Annotated in this window: 19 protein-coding genes and 1 pseudogene; 9 read left to right on the forward strand and 11 right to left on the reverse strand. The window is 72.9% G+C overall.

Annotation, left to right across the window (positions count from 1 at the left end; all coding sequences use genetic code 11):
* Positions 1-114: 114 nt before the first annotated feature.
* Positions 115-668: pseudogene (locus ACFYR0_RS08800) on the forward strand (ATP-binding cassette domain-containing protein); the annotation flags it as partial.
* Positions 669-722: 54 nt separating this feature from the next.
* Here ACFYR0_RS08800 and tgmB read toward each other — a convergent pair.
* The 6 genes from tgmB to ACFYR0_RS08830 form a co-directional block, all read right to left on the reverse strand.
* Positions 723-1712 (reverse strand): ATP-grasp ribosomal peptide maturase, encoded by a 990-nt coding sequence (tgmB, locus tag ACFYR0_RS08805; RefSeq protein ID WP_389323497.1) that lies wholly within the window; start codon positions 1710-1712, stop codon positions 723-725.
* Between the two features lie 13 nt (positions 1713-1725).
* The gene (gene tgmA / locus ACFYR0_RS08810; RefSeq protein WP_386380124.1) at positions 1726-1917 is read right to left on the reverse strand and encodes a putative ATP-grasp-modified RiPP; all 192 of its coding nucleotides are present in this window, start codon (positions 1915-1917) and stop codon (positions 1726-1728) included.
* Positions 1918-2487: 570 nt separating this feature from the next.
* Complete coding sequence (locus ACFYR0_RS08815; protein WP_389323500.1) at positions 2488-3615, reverse strand: hypothetical protein; 1128 nt, start codon at positions 3613-3615, stop codon at positions 2488-2490.
* A gap of 682 nt (positions 3616-4297) precedes the next feature.
* A complete protein-coding gene (locus ACFYR0_RS08820) occupies positions 4298-5668 on the reverse strand; it encodes an FAD-dependent oxidoreductase (protein ID WP_389323503.1) in 1371 nt (456 codons plus the stop codon).
* A gap of 470 nt (positions 5669-6138) precedes the next feature.
* On the reverse strand, positions 6139-6918 hold the full coding sequence (locus ACFYR0_RS08825; RefSeq protein WP_389323506.1) for an SDR family NAD(P)-dependent oxidoreductase: 780 nt from the start codon (positions 6916-6918) through the stop codon (positions 6139-6141).
* Positions 6919-7092: 174 nt separating this feature from the next.
* Positions 7093-8652 (reverse strand): APC family permease, encoded by a 1560-nt coding sequence (locus tag ACFYR0_RS08830; RefSeq protein ID WP_389323509.1) that lies wholly within the window; start codon positions 8650-8652, stop codon positions 7093-7095.
* A 475-nt stretch (positions 8653-9127) separates the two neighbouring features.
* On the opposite strand from ACFYR0_RS08830, the gene ACFYR0_RS08835 reads away from it, so the two are divergent.
* Positions 9128-9865, forward strand: a complete 738-nt coding sequence (locus tag ACFYR0_RS08835) for a D-Ala-D-Ala carboxypeptidase family metallohydrolase (RefSeq protein WP_389323512.1) — start codon at positions 9128-9130, stop codon at positions 9863-9865.
* A gap of 104 nt (positions 9866-9969) precedes the next feature.
* Complete coding sequence (locus ACFYR0_RS08840) at positions 9970-10656, forward strand: lipoprotein (RefSeq protein ID WP_389323515.1); 687 nt, start codon at positions 9970-9972, stop codon at positions 10654-10656.
* Positions 10657-10721: 65 nt separating this feature from the next.
* Here ACFYR0_RS08840 and ACFYR0_RS08845 read toward each other — a convergent pair whose 3' ends face one another.
* Positions 10722-11648, reverse strand: a complete 927-nt coding sequence (locus tag ACFYR0_RS08845; RefSeq protein ID WP_389323518.1) for a GNAT family N-acetyltransferase — start codon at positions 11646-11648, stop codon at positions 10722-10724.
* Positions 11649-11870: 222 nt separating this feature from the next.
* On the opposite strand from ACFYR0_RS08845, the gene ACFYR0_RS08850 reads away from it, so the two are divergent.
* Complete coding sequence (locus ACFYR0_RS08850) at positions 11871-12710, forward strand: alpha/beta fold hydrolase (RefSeq protein ID WP_389323521.1); 840 nt, start codon at positions 11871-11873, stop codon at positions 12708-12710.
* A gap of 17 nt (positions 12711-12727) precedes the next feature.
* On the opposite strand, the gene ACFYR0_RS08855 is transcribed toward ACFYR0_RS08850, so the two are convergent.
* The 3 genes from ACFYR0_RS08855 to ACFYR0_RS08865 all read right to left on the reverse strand — a co-directional run bounded on the left by ACFYR0_RS08855 (position 12728) and on the right by ACFYR0_RS08865 (position 14491).
* On the reverse strand, positions 12728-13000 hold the full coding sequence (locus tag ACFYR0_RS08855) for a hypothetical protein (RefSeq protein ID WP_389323524.1): 273 nt from the start codon (positions 12998-13000) through the stop codon (positions 12728-12730).
* Positions 13001-13251: 251 nt separating this feature from the next.
* Entirely contained in the window at positions 13252-13815 is a 564-nt protein-coding gene (locus tag ACFYR0_RS08860) for a hemerythrin domain-containing protein (RefSeq protein WP_389323527.1), read from the reverse strand.
* 223 nt (positions 13816-14038) lie between these two features.
* Positions 14039-14491, reverse strand: coding sequence for a YbhB/YbcL family Raf kinase inhibitor-like protein (locus ACFYR0_RS08865; protein WP_389323530.1), 453 nt, complete (start codon positions 14489-14491; stop codon positions 14039-14041).
* A 236-nt stretch (positions 14492-14727) separates the two neighbouring features.
* Between ACFYR0_RS08865 and ACFYR0_RS08870 the strand changes: the two genes are divergently transcribed.
* Both ACFYR0_RS08870 and ACFYR0_RS08875 read left to right on the forward strand, forming a co-directional pair.
* A complete protein-coding gene (locus tag ACFYR0_RS08870; RefSeq protein ID WP_389323533.1) occupies positions 14728-15210 on the forward strand; it encodes a hypothetical protein in 483 nt (160 codons plus the stop codon).
* Positions 15211-15451: 241 nt separating this feature from the next.
* Positions 15452-16021 (forward strand): PadR family transcriptional regulator, encoded by a 570-nt coding sequence (locus tag ACFYR0_RS08875; protein WP_386380138.1) that lies wholly within the window; start codon positions 15452-15454, stop codon positions 16019-16021.
* 61 nt (positions 16022-16082) lie between these two features.
* Here ACFYR0_RS08875 and ACFYR0_RS08880 read toward each other — a convergent pair whose 3' ends face one another.
* Positions 16083-16472, reverse strand: a complete 390-nt coding sequence (locus ACFYR0_RS08880; RefSeq protein WP_389323536.1) for an SRPBCC domain-containing protein — start codon at positions 16470-16472, stop codon at positions 16083-16085.
* A 142-nt stretch (positions 16473-16614) separates the two neighbouring features.
* On the opposite strand from ACFYR0_RS08880, the gene ACFYR0_RS08885 reads away from it, so the two are divergent.
* The 3 genes from ACFYR0_RS08885 to ACFYR0_RS08895 all read left to right on the forward strand — a co-directional run bounded on the left by ACFYR0_RS08885 (position 16615) and on the right by ACFYR0_RS08895 (position 20459).
* Positions 16615-18318 carry a hypothetical protein gene (locus ACFYR0_RS08885; protein ID WP_389323539.1) on the forward strand — a complete coding sequence of 568 codons (1704 nt, stop codon included), beginning with the start codon at positions 16615-16617 and terminating at the stop codon, positions 18316-18318.
* A gap of 210 nt (positions 18319-18528) precedes the next feature.
* Entirely contained in the window at positions 18529-19884 is a 1356-nt protein-coding gene (locus ACFYR0_RS08890) for a diacylglycerol/lipid kinase family protein (protein WP_389323542.1), read from the forward strand.
* A complete protein-coding gene (locus ACFYR0_RS08895) occupies positions 19884-20459 on the forward strand; it encodes a phosphatase PAP2 family protein (RefSeq protein ID WP_389323545.1) in 576 nt (191 codons plus the stop codon). Before ACFYR0_RS08890 ends, ACFYR0_RS08895 begins: the two co-directional genes overlap by 1 nt.
* Positions 20460-20469: the final 10 nt, after the last annotated feature.

Here is a 20469-nt window from a genome sequence, read left to right on the forward strand (position 1 = left end):
GACCCCGCCACAGGGCGTCGTCGGCCGAGCCGCCGCTCGGACACCGCTACCGGGACGAACGCCCCGTCCGCACGCTCGCCCATCTCTTCCGCCCCGACCGCCGGCGCCTGACCGCCGCGGTCGGGGCGTTCACCGTCAAGCACGGCCCCGTCTGGCACGCTCGACCTGCGCACCTGCCGGCACTTCGGGTCCGTGGTGCCGCAGGAGTCCATCCTGTCCGACGGCACGGTCCGCGAGAACGTCGCCTACGGCACGGACGACGCCGGCGAGGAGTCGGTGCGCGCGGCGCTGCGCGACGCCGACGCGCTGGAGTTCGTCGACCGGCTGCCCAGGGCCTGGACACACTGGTCGGCGAGCGGGGCGCCCGGCTGTCGGGCGGACAGCGCCAGCGGCTCACCGTCGCCCGCGCCCTGATCCGGGACCCGCGCACCCTCGTCCTGGACGAGGCGGCGTCGGCGCTGGACACCCTGTCCGAGGCACTGGTCCAGCGGGCCCCCGCACGGCTGCTGCACGGGCGCACCACCTTCGTCGTCGCCCACCGGCTGTCCACGGTGCGCGGCGCGGACCGGATCGTGGTGACGGGCGACGGACGGGTCCTGGAGACCGGCACGCACGACGAACTGCTCGCCCGGGGCGGGGCGTACACCGGCCTGCACAGCGGTCAGGTGGTGTCCTGGGCCCCCGGGCGGGACCGTGTGCCGTCCAGGCTCCCCGGAGGGCGCTCAGGGCACGGCGGCGCTGGTACCACCCCGCCCTCTCTGCCGCGGCAGCGACGGCGGCGCCACGGCCAGCCACTCGGCGATCGTGCGCGCCAGCGGCTGGCCCGTCTCCACCTCGATGAAGCCGAACTGCCCCGACTGGTTGCACTCCAGGAACCACCAGGTCCCGTCGGAGTCCTCGGCGAAGTCGAAGGCCCCGTAGGCCAGTTCCGCGTCACGCAGATACGCGAGCACGCTCTCCGCGACCCGCGGCGGCACCTCGACCGGGAGCCAGGGCGTCCCGGACCCGGCGAAGCGCACGTCCACGTCGTCCGGGTCAGCGTCGTCCGCGGTCGCCTTGCGCGCGGCCAGCAGCCGTTCGCCGACCGCCGTGAGGCGGATGTCCGCCCGCTTGGCGACCCGGCGCTGCAGCAGCGTGGGGCCGTAGGCCACGGCCGAGAAGTCCGTGCCCGGCGCCACTCTGCTGGTCGGCACGGCGCGCGGCGGTTCCTGCGGATGCGCCCCGGACACCGGCTTGACCACCAGGTCCGGGAAACGCTCCGCGAACTGCCGCGCGGCCTGCGGGAAGGTGGTGATCAGGGTGGCCGGCACGGGCAGCCCGCTGAGCTGCGCGTGCCGCAGCTGCCAGGGCTTGTGCCGGGCTCTGCGGGCCGCGTCGGGATGGTTCATCCAGCGCGCGCCGCTGCCCCGCAGCATCCCGTAGAGAGCCTGTGAGGACTCCTCGGTCAGCCACGGGGACGGCTCGGCCACCCGGGCCGCCGGCACCCCCGGCCGGCGCACCCAGACGGACCGCAGCCCCTCGATTCCCACCAGGCGCCCCGCGGACCACAGATGGCCGCGGAAGGTGCCGTGCACATACTCGCCCGAGAGCGCGACCTGGCCGGTCAGATCGGCCGGATCGAGTCTCAGCACGGGCACTCCGGCCGCGTGCAGGTGCACGACCACCATGTCCGCCGTCACATCCTCTTCGGATGTCAGGATCAGGACGGTCATCGACGTTCCGTGTTCAGTCGTCGAAGTGCGTCTTGGAGCCCGCGGTCGATGTCGTGGTCCCGAGTTCTCTCAACAGGGCGTGATCGGTGGCGGCGATCCTCCCGTCCAGGAGCACGTTCAACTGCAGACCGGAGTCATAGGTGTACGCAGCGGTTACGTCCAACTTCACGGCCGGGCGGGCGTAGTTGAGCGCGAACGGTTGCATGGTCTCTCCCTCGTCGGTGCTGCTCCGGACAAGTCCGGGAACAGGCCGCTGTCTTGCTGCGCCCCTTGGATCCTGCAGGGCTTCCATCACTTATACGAATCGAACGAGTGAATGGTTTCGTCACACTCCGCTACCGCGGGCGTGAAGGGTAGCTCTGAACCTGAGACGGCCGGGACCGCCCATCGGTTGACTTTTCCTGGGAGATGGGTGACGCCTGTGGGGCCGCGCGTGCGGGCCGCCGCAGGGTCCGACGGTGCCGCGCCGTGCCGCGGTTCCCTCAGTCGCGACGCCCGGCCGGGTGTCCGACGGCCCGTGAGACCTGGTGCGAGTCCGTCGGCGGCACCAGTGCGACGGCGGCGAGCGCGGGGGTGGTCGAGTCCACGAAGCCCTCCTGTGTCCGGTGCGCTTGCGGGGTGAGCGTGGCGCGTGCCACATCCGTGCGCCCCGTGGCACGGCGCGCACGCGCTTCTCTGAGAATTCCCCCTTACGGCGGCTGTATTGCCGCGACAGCGGGCGCCCACACCCTTCCGGACGCCGTGTGCGCCCGTACGCCCCTCAGGGCGCGCTGGTTCAGGCCGGTGCCGGGTCGTCCGGGTTCTCGCCGCCGGAGGAGGGGCGCCGGGTCCGGGCGGCGGGCCTGAAGCGCTCCAGGGTGCGCGTGAGTTGCCTGAACGGCGTCGCCGTGGCGGGCTGCGCAGGGACCGGGAGCCGGTCGCCGACCGCCTCCCGGTAGGCGGCCAGCGCCTCGTTGGCCTGCTCGGCGGCCTCCCGGTACAGGTCCCGCGACTGCGTCATCGCCTCCAGCGCCTCGGCGTACATGGCGACGAGCTTGCGCTCCCGGGCGAGTTCCTCCTCCAGGGTGAGCAGACGCCAGTCGTCCCGCAGGACCGTGAGCGCCGCCTCGGCGTCCTCGGGCAGCGGCCGGGGCAGGGTTGTGAAAAGGGTCACAGCCGCGGTGAGTTCGGCCGGTTCCGACCCGTCCAGGAAGACGCTGCGCACGGAGAAGTCCTCGGCGTCGTAGCCGACCGGGGCGGGCTCCCCGGGCAGCACGACCGCTCCGCCGCGTGGCAGCCGGACGCCGAGGTCGCGCAGGGCGTAGTTCACGGCCCGCAGTTGATGGGGCGCCGCGCGGTGCTCCACCACCCGGTGCCGCAGGGCGGGCGGCAGCCGGTCCGCCAGCGGCATCCGGCCCCGCTCGTCCGGCGTCATGGCCTCGTGCACGACGACGTGGACGGCCCAGCCCGACCGCGCCGCGTCCTTCAGCACGCGCCGCAGGTCCTTCTCGTCCTCCGGCAGCGGGTTCAGCGCGGCGAGCGCGAGGCCGGCGCCGGTGTCGTGGCCCCACTCGGGCTCGGTGTCCTGCGGCCAGAACATGTCCGCGGGCGAGGGCCACCCGAGGTCCCAGGCCCGCTCCGCCTCCGCGGCCAGCGTCCAGGCGCGGTCCCCGCCCGGGCCCGGCGCGAGCGTCAGACGCGCCCGTACGGTGACCTCGGCCACGGGCCGCCAGCGTGCCTCGAACGCCCGCTCGGGGGAGCCTTCTGCCGCGGGCACCTCGACGTGGTCGTCGATCGTCCCCGCCTCCTTCAACTGCCGCAGACGCGCGCGTACGGCGCCTTCCGCGCCGGGTCCTACATGGCGGCCACGGGCCAGCCAGACCGTGGAGGGAGTCATCGGGCGGTCGGTCGTGGAGGTCGACATGGGTCCATCAAGGGAAGGGGGCGGGTTCCACCTGCAAGTATCCCCACCCGGCCGCGGAACCGATCACCCGGGGGGTCGGCGTGTCGCCGCACCGGAGCAACCCCCGTCGCGCGCACGGGGTGTGCGCGCCACGCGCGGGGCACGCGGAACGCACCCCGACGCCGTTCCCCTCACCCCTGTCCCGGAGTGCGGCGCGGCGGCAGGATTCCAAGGCGGACAGGGCACGCCCGCCATCCGCTTCGGGGCGGGTCCTGTTCGCGCGGGAGGACACGGCCGCACCCGGGAGGGCGGCCGCGACCGTCCGCACGGGGGTCTCGGTGTCGCTTCGGGGCGGGTCCTGGACAGACGGAGAGGCGGAGCCGTACGGCCCCACGTTCTCCGTCCGGAGTCCTGTCCCACCCCGAAGCGGCCCACCCCGACGGCTGCCCGGCACGACTCTCCCCCATGCGGGGCGGTGCCTCGTCTGCGGCCCGGTGGGGGCCGTTCGCGCAGTTCCCCGCGCCCCCAAGAGGGGTGGTGTCTCACGTGCGGGCCGGTGGGGGTTGTTCGCGCAGTTCCCCGCGCCCCTGAAAGACCGGTCCGCCCGGCCAAGCCCAAAGGGGCGCGGGGAACTGCGCGACCAGCCACGACGAAAGCCGCACCAGCCCACCGGCAGGTCGCACCCCCGCCACCCCACGGAGTGCTACGCCCCGCTGGCCCGCAGCATGTCCTCCCGCTCGACGATCTTCACACGCTCACGCCCCTCCGCGGAGCCCAACGCCTTCTCCGCCGCATCGAGCCGATACCAGCCCTCCCACGTGGTGAACCGCAGGTTCCGCTCGGCCAGGAACGCGTCCACCGCCTCCGGAGCCGGCGAGTCCGGGGACTGCAGCCGCCCACCCGCGAAGTCCTCCAGCAGGTTCGCCACCGTCTCGTTGGCGTCACCCTTGGTGTGGCCGATCAGACCCACCGGCCCACGCCGGATCCAGCCCGTGACGTACACGGACTCCAGATGCGCACCGCTCTCCTGGATGACCCGGCCGCCCTGGTCCGGCACCGTGCCCGAGGCGATGTCCCAGGGCAGCTTGGGCAGCTTGTCGGACAGGTAGCCGACCGCGCGGTACACGGCGTCGACGTCCCAGTCGGTGAACTGACCCGTGCCCTTGACGTTGCCGGTGCCGTCCAGCTCCGTGCGCTCGGTGCGCAGCCCCACGACCCTGCCGTCCTCGCCGAGGATCTCCACCGGCGACTCGAAGAAGTGGAGGAAGAGCTTGTGCGGGCGGTCGCCGACGTCACGGATCGCCCAGTTCTCCAGGGTCTTGGCGACCATGTCGGTCTGCTTGTTGCCCCGGCGGTCGGCTATCGAGCCCTCGTCGTAGTCGATGTCCTCGGGGTTGACGACGACCTCGATGGTGGGGGAGTGGTCCAGCTCACGCAGTTCCATCGGGCTGAACTTCGCCTGCGCCGGACCGCGCCGGCCGAAGACGTGGATCTCGACGGCCTTGTTGGCCTTGAGGCCCTCGTAGACGTTCGGCGGGATCTCGGTCGGCAGCAGCTCGTCGGCCGTCTTGGCGAGGATGCGGGAGATGTCCAGCGCCACGTTGCCCACGCCGAGGACGGCGACCTTCTCGGCCTCCAGCGGCCAGGTGCGCGGCACGTCCGGGTGACCGTCGTACCAGGAGGCGAAGTCGGCGGCACCGTACGAGCCGTCCAGCTCCACGCCGGGGATCTTCAGCTCACGGTCCGCCATGGCGCCGGTGGAGAAGATCACCGCGTCGTAGAAGGCGCGCAGGTCGTCCAGGTGGACGTCGGTGCCGTAGTCGATGTTGCCGAAGAGGCGGACCTGCGGCTTGTCCAGCACCTGGTGCAGGGCGTTGATGATGCCCTTGATGCGCGGGTGGTCCGGGGCGACGCCGTAACGGATCAGACCGAACGGCGCCGGCATGCGCTCGAAGATGTCGATGGACACGCCGGGCTCGCTGGCGGCCACGTCGGACTTGAGCAGGGCGTCGGCGGCGTAGATACCGGCGGGTCCGGCTCCGACGATGGCTACCCGCAGAGGGCGCGGCGACATGATCAGGTTCCCTTCGAGCGAGGACAAAGGATCTCGAGGGAAGCCTAAATTAAGGCAAGCCTAACTTGGTACGCGGGTCCGGTCTATGGGCTCATAAGCCAGCTTTATGGATGGTCAAACCAGCGCTTGGGGGCCCGCCCCACTCTCGCGGAGAACGCCGCTCACCCGCCCTCCGGGGCCCCGCGCCGGGCCGCGGAACCCTCCCGGTGGACACCGCGCCCCGGTCGTGACCCCGCGCGAGGAGGATCCGCCGCTCCGCACGGGAACTGCTGCTGGCCACCGCGTTCAGCGCGCTGGTGGTGTTCGTGCTGTTTCTGGTGCGGAGCTTCGACGCCCCCTCGGCCACTCCGGCGCCGAGTCCGCCGAACCGCTGACAAGGCTGTGTGTCTGGGGCCCTTCTGATGGATCTCCGCAGCGTCGCGACGCCCGGCACGCCCTCACCCATCAGAAGGCCCTGGGCCTGAGCGGGCTCAGTGCACCGACAGCCCGCCGTCGACGAAGATCGACTGCCCGGTGACGTACGCCGAGGCGCGGCTCGCCAGGAAGACGGCCGCGCCCGCGAAGTCCTCGGGCAGCCCGTTGCGGCCGGTCATCGTGCGGGCGGCGAGTTCGGCCAGTTTGCCGGGCTGCGCCTGGAGCCGGGCGTTCAGCGGGGTCGGCACCATGCCCGGGACGAGCGTGTTGCAGGTGACGCCGTACGGCGACCAGGCCTCGGCCTGTGAGCGGGCCAGCGACTCCAGCGCGCCCTTGGACACGCCGTAGGCGCCGCTCTGGACGAAGGCCCGGTGCGCCTGCTGCGAGGTGATGTGGATGATCCGTCCGTGGCCCCGCTCGGCCATGCCGGGGCCGAAGCGCTGGCCGAGCAGGAAGGGGGCGTCCAGGTTGACCGCCATGGTGGTGTCCCAGACGTCCTCGCCCAGCTCGCCGAGCGGCGGCCGCAGATTGACGCCCGCGGAGTTGACCAGGATGTCCGGCTCGCCGAACCGCGTCACGGCCTCCTCGGCGGCCGCCCGCACCCCGTCGCGGGTGCCGAGGTCGGCGCTCACCCAGGCGGCCCGGCAGCCGGCGTCCGTCAGCTCGGCCACCGTGTCCGCCAGCTCCGCCTCGCGGCGGGCGACCACCACCACGCCCGCCCCGGCGCGGGCCAGCGCCCCGGCGATGGCCCGGCCGATCCCGGAACTGCCACCGGTGACCAGCGCGACGCGGCCGTCGAGCGAGAACAGGTCAGCGAGATAACCGTCCTTGATCATGCGCTCACCCTATGGCGCTCTCCGTCCCCGCGTCCGCCCGTCCCCGCGTCCGCCCGTCCCGGCGTCCGGGCCGTCCCGCGTGCCTGTCCTGGCGTCCTCGTCCCGGTGTCGGTCGTCCGGGCGTCCGGGCGTCCGGGCCGTCCTGGCGTCCGGCCGTCCCCGCGTCCGCCCGTCTCAGTCCTCGGCGACCAGCGCGGGCGTGGACTTCGTGAGCACCTCGCCGCGGAAGAAGGCCGGGCTGTGCCGCTGCATCGCCAGCATGATCACCACGCCGACGGCGAGCAGTCCGACGCCGATGACGAACACCGAGCCGACCCCGAGCACCGACGAACCGCTGCCGTAGGCCGGGTCCCACATGTCGATCAGGGTCTTGGCGAAGACGGCCGTCAGCAGCAGCCCGCCGACCAGCGGGAACAGCCCCTTGAACAGCAGGTCGCGGCCGGACCGGCGCAGTTCGGCGCGGAAGTACCAGGCGCAGGCGAAGGCGGTCAGGGCGTAGTAGAAGCAGATCATCAGGCCGAGGGCGTAGATCGTGTCGACGAGGACGTGCTCGCTGACCAGCGTCATCACCGTGTAGAACACACCCGTCGCGATGCCGGAGGTGACGGTGGCGCGGCCGGGCGTCCTGAAGCGGGGGTGGACCTCGGCGTAGGAGGCGGGCAGCGCGCGGTACGCCGACATCGCCAGCACCGTGCGGGCGACCGGGATGAACGTGGTCTGGAGGCTGGCGGCGGCCGAGGCGAGCACCGCGACGAACAGCAGGATGCCGAGGGCCGGGCCCATCACCGGACCGGCCAGCGCGGCGAACACGTTGTCGGAGGTCTCCGGGCTGGCGAGGCCGAGGCCCCGGTCGCCGGAGCCGACGACCATCTGCGCGGCCACGCCGGTGGCGAGGTAGGAGCCGACCAGCACGACCATGGCGATCAGCGCGGCCCGGCCCGGGGTGCGGCTGCTGCCGCTGGTCTCCTCGTTCGCGGTCAGACAGGCGTCCCAGCCCCAGTACATGAAGATCGACAGGGACAGGCCCGCCGTGAAGGCGGCGAACGAACCGACCGCGAACGGGTTGAGCCAGGACCAGGAGAAGTCCGCGCCGGTCGGGAAGTCGGCCCCGCCCGCCTTGCCGAAGGCCATCGCCACGAACACGGCGAGCACCAGCAGTTGCAGTCCCACGAGCGCGTACTGCACGCCCTTGGTGGCGGTCATACCGCGGTAGCTGATCACGGTGGCCAGGGCGATCAGGGCCAGACAGGTGACGATGTGGACGGCCTTGTTTCCGTCCAGTGCGGCCACCGACTCGCTGCCCGTGACCTCGCCCGCGAGCAGCCAGAAGTACGACGTGGCCACGCCGGCCAGGTTCGACAGCACGATGATCGTGGCGATCACCAGGCCCCAGCCGCACATCCAGCCCACGCGCGGCCCGAACGCCTTCACCGTCCAGGTGAAGGAGGTCCCGCAGTCCGGCATCACCTTGTTGAGCTCGCGGTAGGCGAAGGCCACCAGGAGCATCGGCAGGAACCCCGCGAGGAACACGGCCGGCATCTGGAGGCCGACCTCGCCCGCCGTGGAGCCGAGGGTGGAGGTGAGGCAGTACACCGGGGCGACGGTGGAGACGCCGATGACCGCGCTTCCCAGCAGGCCGACGGAGTTTCCGCTCAGGCCTTTGGTGCGCATGCCTTCGACGGAGCGCCCGTCGCCGTCGTCCGCGGCCCGGGGCCGTACGTCCAGCTGAGTCATGAAGCAGGACGTTAAGTTCTGCGGTTTCCGTGCCGGACGCGTCGAGGGGAAGCGCGCCCGGACGGACGTATGCCGTTTCTTCGATGGTCAATCATATCTTCCGCCTGCGGTTCCAAGGTGAGCCGTCGCTCGTGTCTGGGGCTTCCAGGTGGCCGCTTCGGGTGTCCGATATTCGGTAATCGCAGCCGGGGCCGGAATCCGCCTTCCGGAGTTTTCCGTGTGACCCGCATCACGTGAGTGGCGGGCCGGTGACGGGCGGCGGTCAACGCCGTTGCCGGGCCTGCCGATCGCCGCCGCGGCAAGGGGTTACCGCTGGTCGCGAAGGGGGTGGCGGGCGGGGCGGACGAGGCGTGCCACGGAGGTGCGCCCGACGCTGCGCGTGGATCCGTATCGCCCGGCCGGGGCGTGGTTGACGCGCGTCACATCTCCCGCCACTCTCTGCGGTGCCCGATGTCCCTCCGGCCTAGGGGAGCAGATGCTCAGACGCGCGCTTCGACTCTTCGCCTCACTTGTCATGATCATGTCCGGAACCTTCGCGGGAACCGTCCTCACCGCGGGCACCGCCCACGCCGACGGCTGCTACACCTGGACCCGCACCCTGTCCCAGGGCTCCTCCGGAGCCGACGTCACCCAGCTCCAGATCCGTCTCGGCGGCTACGCGGGCTACGGCTCGGTCCTCGCCGTCGACGGCTCGTTCGGACCGGCCACCACGGCCGCCCTCAAGCGCTTCCAATCCGCCTACGGCCTGGCCTCGGACGGCGTCGCCGGCACCAACACCTTCAACAAGCTGTACGCGCTCCAGGACGACGACTGCACGCCCGTCCACTTCACCTACGCCGAGCTCAACGACTGCAACAGCACCTGGTCGGGTGGCGCGGTCAGCGCGGCCACCGCCAAGGCCAACGCCCTGCGCACGATGTGGAAGCTGGAGGCGATGCGGCACGCCCTCGGCGACCAGCCGATCACCGTCACCAGCGGCTTCCGCTCCTACGCCTGCAACTCGGCCGTCGGCGGCGCGAGCAACAGCCGCCATCTCTACGGCGACGCGGCCGACCTCGGCTCCGGCCCGCACTCCCTGTGCACCCTGGCCAAGCAGGCCCGCAGCCACGGCTTCCGCGGCATCCTCGGCCCCGGTTACCCCGGACACAACGACCACACGCACGTCGACCACCGCGACAGCCAGTACTGGTCGGCGTCCACCTGCGGTATCTGACCACGGCCCACCTGCGGATGATCTTCCCGCCCCGCCCGGATACAGTGTCCCGCCGGATTCCGGAAGGGGACACGAACGTGCGGGTCGGGGCGGGAAGAAGCGCGGTGCGGGCCGGGACGGCAAGGACGACGCGGGGCCTGCTGTACGCGGCGCTGCTGGCGGGGGCGTTGACGGCGTGCTCCGACGGGACCGGCGAGGACGCGAAGCCGTCCGACCCGGGCGTGAACGCCTCCACGGGCGCGAAGGCCCCGGCGAGCGCACCGGCCGATGACGCCGGAGCCGTCGAGAGCGGCGGCACCATCGGCCGGGCCGGGTCCGCCTGTGTACTCCCCGTCAGCTTCGACATCGCCGCCGACTGGGAACCGGAGGCCGTCGAAGCGGCCGCGGCCGGGGACAGCGAGGCCGTCGCCGACCTGCTGCGGCAGGGCCCCGTGAACGCCGCCTGCGAGGTGGACGCCAAGCCCGCCGGGCACATCGGCTTCCTGCGCGTCTGGACCGGCCGGCCCGGCGCCGACGACCCGCGCGAGATCCTCCGGGCCTTCGTCGCCGACGAGGACGGCAACACCGGTGAGAAGTACGGCACGTTCGAGGCGGCCGACGGCGTCACCGGCGCCGAGGTGGAGTACACGCACACCAACGAACTGCTCGAGGAGACCAAGCGGGAGCGCGCCTTCGCCGTCGTCACCGACAGCGGCCCGGTCGTCGTCCACCTCGGCGGGATGGACACCGCGGAGCACCGGAACATGCTCCCGGCGTACGAGCTGGCCAAGCGCACCCTGCGGACGAACTGACCTCAGGGAACGGCCCGAGGTCCGATCCCTGAACGGGCCTCGGGCGTCCTGCGGCAGGACATGCCCTACGAGAGCTCCGCCTCCCAGGTGTCCACCGCGTAGTGCACGGTCATGCCGTGGCGGCGGTACAGCTCCGGCGCCCCGGTGGCGTTCGAGGTGTCCACGCCCAGCCCCACGGTGTCCCGGCCCAGCGCGGCGAACGCGGCGAAGGCGTGCCGCAGCAGCAGCCCGCCGAGCCCCTTGCCGCGCGCGTCGGCCAGTACGCCGACACTGCGGATCCAGCCCATGGCCTCACGGTCGTTGCGCGCCAGCAGGAAGCCCGCGTCGCCCAGTTCGTCGGTCGTTGCGATCCACACCAGGGACCAGTCCACGGTGTCGCCGTCGATGTCGCTGAGCCAGGAGGCGTAGGCACGCGGCTGGAAGTCGAAGTGCTCGGCGAACGTCTCCTGGTAGAGCCGGTGCACGAGTTCCCTGTCCGCCTCGGTGGCACAGGGCCTGATCCGCACGCCCTCCGGCGGGGCGGGCGGCTGGTCCGCCGCGGGGTCCAGCGGCCGGTGCAGCACGTGATAGCGGCGGACGGCCTGCCAGCCGCGCTCGCGCAGCCGGTCCTGGTCGGTCGTGGGCCGTACGTTCAGATGCAGATGGACCACCGCCCGCCGCGCCCCGTTGTCACGCGCCTTCTCCAGTGCCCTGGTCTCCATGGCCGCGAGGACGTCGAACCCCGCCTGCTGGTGGTCGGGCAGCACGTAGTGGTCGATGTCGACGCGCTCGCCGCCCGACTCGTCCCACAGCAGCCCGTACGCCACCAGCCGTTCGCCCTCGAACGCCAGCCAGGAGTCGCGCTCCAGGTCGGCCTCGGGATGCTTCAGATCGGCCTCGACGGTGTGCAGATCGGTCTCGGCCCGCCCGATCTCGATCAGGTCCACGGCGTTGAGGAGGTCGGTGATGGCGGGCGCGTCGGCGAGGGTGGCCGGACGGAGGGTGGCTGGCATGGCGCCAGCGTCCGGTGTCGGGGGACGGGCTCGCAACGGGTTTTCCGCACACCAGTCCGCACATCGCCCATGCGTACGCCCCACATCGCCCATGCGTCCGCCTGGGCTTCGGAGGCGCGGGCGGCCCATTGCGACCGGTTCCCCGGACGTCACCCGCGCGCCGCGCGCCGTACGGCGAAATCCGGTTGCCGGGACCCGGGCCGGCTGAAAAAGTCGCCGATCATGGCCACTTTCTCGGCGTTCGACGGCACCACGCTCGCGTATCACGTCTCAGGACAAGGGGAACCGCTGGTCTGTCTGCCCGGTGGCCCCATGCAGGACTCCCTCTACCTCGGTGACCTGGGCGGACTCGGTGCCCGGCACCGGCTGATCATGCTGGACCTACGGGGAACCGGAGCGTCGTCGGAACCCGTCGACCCGGCCGGCTACCGCTGCGACCGGCTGGTCGACGACGTCGAGGCACTGCGCGCCCATCTCGGCCTCGACCACATGACCCTGCTGGCCCACTCCGCCGGCACGAACCTCGCCCTGCGCTACACCGAGGCCCACCCCGCCCGCGTCGACCGGCTGGCGCTGCTGACGCCCAGTCCGTTCGCCGCGGGCATCACCGTCTCCGGGGAGACACGCCGCGAGACCGCGCTGCTGCGCCGGGACGAACCGTGGTTCCCCGGGGCCTTCGCGGCCCTGGAGGAGATCATGGCGGGCCGGGCCACGGAGGCGACCTGGCAGGCCGTCGCGCCCTTCGGATACGGGCGTTGGGACGACACGGCGCAGGCCCACCAGGCCGCCGGGGCGACCCAGCGCAACGAACAGGCGGCCGCCGTCTACGGCTCGGAGGGGGCCTTCGCCCCGGACGCCACCCGCGCGGCGCTCGCCGCCTTCGACCGCCCGGTGCTCGTCCTGGCCGGTGAGCTGGATCTGAACTCCCCGCCCGCCGCCACGGCCGAAATCGCCGCGCTCTTCCCCGACGCCCGGCATGTCGTCCAGCCCGGCGCCGGTCACTTCCCCTGGCTCGACGACCCGGCCGGCTTCGTCCGGGCCCTGGACGACTTCCTGCCCTGACGGGCGGGAGCCGGGCCTCAGACGGCCGTGACCTCCGCGCGGCCCGCCTCGGGGAAGTGCTCGGCCACGTCGGCGCGTTCGATCAGTAGCCGGGCCAGTTCGCGCGCCTCCGTGGCGGTCAGGGACGCCCAGACACCGGGGCCGCCGTCCTGGTGGCCGCCCACGTCCAGCGTGACCCGGCTGATGGGGCGCTCCTCGGGCGCGAGCCTGAGGCACTTCACCTCGATCCGGCGACCGCACCCGGTCACCAGCGGAATCGCTCCGGCCGCATCAAGCCCTGTCGACGCCATCGGTGTCACGCCCCTTCTGCTGCAACGTCGTTGGCCTCCCCGTCGGCCGAAAAAGCGCAGGGCCGTGTGCCCGCCGGGCACGAGGGGGAGGGCGGGCCGATCCCGTCCGTCCCGGGTCCGGCCCCGCACCTTCCACAACGCCGCTTCGGCCCGCGCCATTCCTGTCCTGCCGCGGTGCCTCCACCGGTTTCCCGGCGATCTCGTTCTCCCCGGGCTCCGGGCTCTCCAGGGCTCCCGTTCTCCCGGGGCCGTCAGACCGACTTGCCCCGCCCCGTGAGCGCGTCGCGCATCCGGTCGACCATGCCGATGCCCGGCGCCAGCAGCTTGTTCGCCGGGGGCGTGGACGGCGTCGACGGGTGCGGCCGGGTCGGCGCGGCCTTCTTCGCCATGCGGACCTTGTCACCGAGGTCGTCCAGCGCCTCCGGCGGGCAGGACGCGCGCAGACCGGGGAAGAGAGTCCCCTCCTCGTCGGTCAGGTGGGCCCGGACCTCGGTCATCAGGCTCGTGATCAGCGCGTCGAACCGCGGGTCGTCCGCGCCGCAGCCCTCCAGGTCCTTCATGATCCGCTCGACCTTGGAGTGGTCCTCGATCTCCCGGTCGGCCAGGGCGTCCCCGTTCGGCAGGTGCTTGCGCACGGCCGGGTAGAGATAGGCCTCCTCGGCCACCGAGTGCCGCACCAGCTCCATCGTGACCTGGTCGGCGTACAGCTTGCGGTCCTCGGCGCCCGGCGGCAGCGCCTCGATCCGGGCGAAGAACTGCTCGACCTCCCGGTGGTCGGTCATCAGCTCGTCGATGACGTTCCCTCCGTGACCCATGTTCCACACCTCCGTGTCGGACGACGGGCTCCGGTCGGGCCCGCCCGCGTCCGAGTGCCCCATGGCGGCGCGGCTACACGAGGGCGCCAGGGAACCGCCGCTGCACGAGGGCGCCCGGGAAACACGCAGGCACGCACGACCCTCTGTCCGCCGGACCGGGCCTCGGTGCGGCGGCACTGCCCGCCGTCGCCGAAGGCTCGTACGGGCCGTGCCTCACCCCGGCTCAGCGCCGGTACATGCCCACCAGCGTGCCGCTGGCCATCTCGCGTTCCTCCAGGATCCGGTGCACCTGGTCCGCGGAGGGCGCGTCGGGCAGGACGACGGGCTCGCCGAGGGCGTAGAGGCGGAAGTAGTAGTGGTGCGCCTCGTCGCCCGGCGGCGGGTGCGGGCCGCCCCAGCCTCGCCGGTGGTAGCCGTTGACCAGGTCGGTGCCGCCGCGGGGGTGCTCCCCGGAACCAGCGCCGCCGCTGCGCGGATCGATGCCCACGCAGACCCAGTGCACGAAGGTGCCCGACGGGGCGTCGGGGTCCTCGCACACCAGGACCAGTTCGGCGGCGTCGTCCGGCACCCCGGACCAGGTCAGCGGGGGAGAGATGTTCTCGCCCTCCAGCGCGTACCGGCGCGGGATGGTCGCGTGGTCGTCGAAAGCGCTGCTGCTCAGTTCGATGCCGGTCATGCTCCCGGCGTACCACCCCTGGGACGGACGTGCATGCGGAGCAGGGTGCGGCCGGTGCGCCGACGCGGCCGGGCCGGGGTGTGGCGGAGGACACGGAACCGGGCTGTTTCCGGGCATGTCCGGCGCGGGGAGGGGCGGGCTACCGTGATGGGACCCCCATCGACCGACGTGATCCGGACGGCCCGGCAGTGCTTCCAGACCTTTCCTCACTCGTCGCGGCGACCGTCCGCTGGCTCATGTCCGCCTACCCGCCCGGCGGCGGTGCCCTGGCCGCCGCGCTGTGCGAGGCGCAGGCCCGCCAGGCGGTGACCGTCGCCGCCGAGCTGCGCTACCCCACGGCCATGGACGCGGCGCTCGTCACCTTCGCCGGGCCAGGCGGCTCGGCGCGCCTGGACCGCATCTCGGGCGCCGGCCTCCACGAACACGAAGGCGACCCGGCGGACGACGCCTGGCGGAGCTGGGTCGACGAGGTCGTCGCCAGCTGGGCCGCGTGTCTCCTCGCCGACCCCGCCCTGGCCGTGCGGTGCGTGGCCGCCGTGGGCCGGTCCGGGCACACCAGCGTGACCCCGCTGGGCTTCCGCCGTCTCACGGCTCCGGACGAACGCGCCCTGCGAGCGGCGCCGCTCCTGCGCCACCCCGACCTGCTGGCCCCGGTCGCCGCTCTGCACAGGGACGGGCTGCTGGACCGCCTGGAGGCGGGGGAAGCGGTGGGCGTCTGAGCCGGTGCGGGTCCGGGCCGCGAGCTCACCGAGGCCGGCCTCGACGAGATCCGCCACGTCTGCCGCTGCGGGACGTACCGCCGCGTCCGCCACGCGATCATGGGGGGGCGCGGAAATACCGAACGGGACCGCGGAAGCACGGAACCGGGTCCCGGAAGTCCGGGTACGGGTCACGGGCCGCACCCGGGGGGAGCGCATAGTCAGCTCGTTGACTACTCAACGCGAGTGCTAGCTTGCTGCCATGGCACTGCGAAACGCGCTCATGGCGGCCCTGCTCCAGGGCGAGGCCTCCGGCTACGACCTCGCCAAGCAGTTCGACGCCTCGGTCGCCAACTTCTGGATGGCCTCGCCGCAGCAGCTCTACCGGGAGCTGGAGCGCATGGAGGGCGACGGTCTGATCAGCGCGCGGGTCGTGGAGCAGGAGCGCCGCCCCAACAAGCGGCTGTTCTCGCTCACCGAGGCCGGGCACGAGGCCGTGCGCGCCTACGTCGCCGAGCCGCCGGCCAAGCCGACCGCGATCCGCGACGAGCTGATGGTGAAGGTGCAGTGCGCGGACGTCGGCGACATGGACGCGGTACGCGCGGCCGTCGCCGAGCGATCGGAGTGGGCCACCGCCAAGCTCGAACGCTACGAGCGGCTACGGCAGCGACTGCTGGACGGCCGCACCGAGGACGAGTACTTCGCCGAGGCCGAGCGGATCGGGCCCTATCTCACCCTTCTGCGGGGCATGGCCTTCGAGCGGGAGAACATCCGATGGGGTGAAATCGCGCTGCGCCGACTGGAGCAGCGCTCGGCGGCGCGCAGCGCCTGACCCGCCGCCCGCGCTCCGCGCCCGTCCTCGAAACCGGAGGCCGCCGGTGTGCGCCCCGGGCTCAGCCCAGCACGGCGGCGATCTCGTCCATGACCCTCCTCCAGTGCGCGCGCCGCGCCTCACGCTCCTCGGCGCCGCGCAGTCGCTCCTCGTGGAACCGCAGGACGGCCCTGCTGCCGCCGCCCGCGGGGGAGACCGTCATCTGCACGGTCGTCGCGCCGTGCGCGAGGCGGATGCGCTCGCCGGGGCGGTAGCCGCGCACCTCGCCCTCGGTACCGTCGGCCGTCCGGTACGCGGACCCGAGCTCCGGCGTCGGCTCCGCCCCGGCGCCCAGCCAGAGGGCGAGCCCCTCGGGGCCGCTGACGAGGTCCCACACCGCGGCCGGCGGATGGGGCAGGGTGCGCGAGACGCCGATCTCCCAGCCGGCGTCCCTGGTGAGTCCCGTGGGCATCGACCCGTCCTTTCCTGAGCCTGTGACGACGTAACCAGTATAAGTGGTTACGCCCCGGGCGGGCCAGGTCCGCCGCCGCTAGGCTGCGCCGCACGACCGCGGCCCACCGGCGGCCCGGGCGGCCGACAGCCAGGGAAGACACATGGACTACTACGACCTCGGCAGCCACACCCGCCCCGTGACGACTGCCTCGTCCACCGCCCAGCTGTGGTTCGACCGCGGGCTGGTGTGGACGTACGCCTTCCATCACGAGGAGGCCGTCTCCTGCTTCGAGAAGGCCGTGGCGGCCGACCCGGACTGCGCCATGGCCCACTGGGGCATCGCCTACGCCCTGGGCCCCAACTACAACAAGCCGTGGGAGTTCTTCGACGAGAGGGACCTCGCGCGGACCGTCGAGCGCACCCACGCGGCCGTGGAGCGCGCCCACGAGCTGGCGGACCGCGCGACCCCCGTCGAGCGCGCCCTCATCGAGGCCCTGCGGGCCCGCTATCCGCAGGACCGGCCCGCCGAGGACTGCTCGGTGTGGAACGCGCCCTACGCCGAACGGATGGCCGCCGTGCACGCGCTCGCCCCCGACGACCTCGACGTGGCGACCCTGTGCGCCGACGCGCTGATGAACCTGACGCCCTGGCAGCTGTGGGACATGCGCACGGGCGAGCCCGCCGAGGGCGCCCGGACGCTGGAGGCCAAGGCCGTCCTCGACCGGGCGCTCGCCACCGAGGCGGGCACGGTCCACCCTGGCCTGCTGCACCTGTACATCCACCTGATGGAGATGTCCCCGACCCCGGAGGCGGCCCTGCCCGTCGCCGACCGGCTGCGCGGCCTGGTCCCCGCCGCGGGCCACCTCCAGCACATGCCCTCGCACCTGGAGGTCCTGTGCGGCGACTACCGCAGCGTGGTCAGCGACAACAGCGCGGCCATCGCCGCCGACCAGGAGATCCTCGCCCGCAACGGCGCGATGAACTTCTACACCCTGTACCGCTCGCACAACTACCACTTCAAGATCTACGGCGCGATGTTCCTCGGCCAGTCCCGGGTCGCCCTGGACACCGCCGCGCAGCTGGAGGCCAGCATCCCGGAGGACCTGCTGCGGGTGGAGAGCCCGCCCATGGCCGACTGGCTGGAGGCCTTCCTCGCCATGCGGGTCCATGTGCTGATCCGCTTCGGCCGCTGGGAGGAGATCCTCGGACTGCCCCTGCCCGCCGACCCGGTGCTGTACTGCATGACCACGTCGATGCTCCACTACGCCCGCGGCGTCGCGTTCTCGGCGACGGGCCGGATCCCCGAGGCCGAGGCGGAGCGCGAGCTGTTCCGCGCGGCCGTGGTCCGGGTGCCCGAGACCCGGATGCTGTTCAACAACACCTGCGCCGACATCCTCGCCATCGCCTCCGCCATGCTCGACGGCGAACTCGCCTACCGCAAAGGCGACTTCGACACCGCCTTCGCGGCCCTGGAGCGGTCCGTGGCACTCGACGACACCCTGCCCTACGACGAGCCCTGGGGCTGGATGCAGCCCACCCGGCACGCGCTCGGCGCCCTGCTGCTGGAGCAGGGGCGGATCGAGCGGGCCGAGGCCGTCTACCGGGCCGACCTGGGGCTGGACGACACCCTGCCGCGGGCCTGCCAGCATCCCGGGAACGTCTGGGCGCTGCACGGCTTCCACGAGTGTCTCGTCCGGCTCGGCAAGCTCGGCGAGGCGGGCGTCGTCGCCCAGCAACTGAAGATCGCCACCGCCCTCGCGGACGTACCGGTCGAGGCGTCCTGCTTCTGCCGGCTGGACACCTCGGCCGCCGACTCCGACGGGTCCGGCGGGTGTTGCGGCGAACCGCACGAACACAAGAGCTGAGCACTTCTCGCGTTCAACGGCTCGTCCGCCGGTCCGGTGCGATCCGCCCGGCCGCACGACCACGGGCCGTCCCCGTGTCAGAGGGCGGTCTCCCGCGCCTGACGGCCCGCGAAGGGCCATCATGAATCATGAGATCGTCGACGGCGCCGCCGGATTGACGCTCCGACGGCGGGGCAGACGACGACGATCGGACGGAGGGCAGGGAGAGGGATGGCTACAGCGGTGGGATCCGGCTCGGGCGGCAGTGCGGCGGGCGACGGCCGGGCCCGCACCTGGGCGCGACTCGCCCTACTGTGCGCCCTCGGCGCCTTCGCGTTCATCGCCGCGGCGGCCGGCTCCGGCGGTGTCCTGCTGCTCGTCATCGGGCTGCTCGGCTCCGCGCTCACCGGCGCCGGTGTGTGGTGGGCCCTCGCCCATCGCCGGGCCGCGCGGCTGCTGGGCGTGCTGCTGGCCGTGGTCACGCCGATCGCCGTGCTGGTGCTGTTCGCCGCGACGGGCGTGTGGCTCCTGGCCGTCGCCGTGATCGCCCTGTGGGCGGCCGCACTGGGCTTCGCCCGCGCCTGTCTGCGCCGGCTGCGCCAGCCGTACGGCATGCACGCGCGCGGCACGCCGCCGCCGCGCCGCCCGGTGCTGATCATGAACCCGCGGTCCGGCGGCGGCAAGGTCGAGCGCTTCGGTCTCGTCGACCGCGCCGAGGCGCTCGGCGCCCGCGTGGTGCTGCTCGAACCCGACGGACCCGATGTCGAGACCCTGGCCCGGCGGGCGGTCGCCGAGGGCGCCGACCTCCTGGGCGCGGCGGGCGGGGACGGCACCCTCGCCATCGTCGCCTCGGTGGCCGTCGAGCACCGGCTGCCCTTCCTCGTCATCTCCGCGGGCACCCGCAACCACTTCGCCATGGACCTCGGCCTCGACCGCAACGACCCCTCGACCTGCCTCGACGCCCTCACCGAAGGCGTCGAACTCCGCGTCGACCTCGGCGACGTCGACGGGCGCCCCTTCGTCAACACCGTGTCCTTCGGGGCGTACGCGCACATCGTGCAGAACCCCGACTACCGCGACGCCAAGACGGCCACCGCCCTCGAACACCTCCCGGACCTGCTCCAGGGCAGCGAGGGCGCCCATCTGGAGGCCGACGCCGACGGCACCGAGGTGTCCGGTCCGCAGGCGCTGCTGATCAGCAACAACCCCTACGCGCGCGCCGACCCGTTCGGCGGCGGCCGCCGGCCCCGGCTCGACCGCGGCAGCCTGGGCGTGATCGCCGTACGCGTGGAGGGCGCGGCCGGGGCCGCCGGGGTCGCGCTGCTCGGCGAACGGGCCGGGGGCATCACGGTGCTGACCGCGACCCGGGTGGCCGTACGGGCCGACACCGACACCGTCCCGGTGGCCGTGGACGGCGAGGCCCTCGTCATGCCGGTGCCCGTCGTGTGCACCGTACGGCCCAAGGCGCTGCGCATCCGGGTGCCGCGGCACCGGCCGGGCGCCGCCTATGTGACACCGCCGGTGGACTGGCGACGCATCGTCCACCTGGCACTGACCTTCCGCACAGCACCACAGGGAGCCGAGTGATGTCCGACCACCCGCCCAACGACCGCCTGCCCCACCGTCGCCTCGCACGCGACCTCGGTGCCCTCGACCAGGCGCTGTACGAGGCGGTGACCGTCACCGAGACACCGGCGCTCGACAGGGCGCTGCGCCGGCTCTCCGCCGCCGCGGACCACTCGAAGATCTCGTTCGCCGTCGCGGGGCTGCTCGCGCTGGTACCCGGACGGCCGCGCCGCGCGGCACTGCTGGGCATGGCCGCCGTCGGCGTCGCCTCGGCGAGCGCCAACCTGGTCGGCAAGAAGCTGGTACGACGGCGCCGGCCGCACCGGGCCGAGGACTCGCCGTTCCCCGGGCGGCACGTCGCGATGCCGGACTCGGCGTCCTTCCCCTCCGGCCACACGGCCTCCGCCGTCGCGTTCGCCGCCGCCGTCGGCCCCGCGCTGCCGGTCGCGACCGTCCCGCTCGGCCTGATCGCCGTGGCCGTCGGCTACTCCCGTGTGCACACCGGCGTCCACTACCCGGGTGATGTGATCGCCGGGGCGCTCCTCGGCACGGGCGCGGCGGCGGTGGTGCTGACGGCGGCACGGTCGACGCACTGACGCGCGGGAG

It is taken from the genome of Streptomyces sp. NPDC005017 (assembly GCF_042873115.1).
GTDB lineage: Bacteria > Actinomycetota > Actinomycetes > Streptomycetales > Streptomycetaceae > Streptomyces.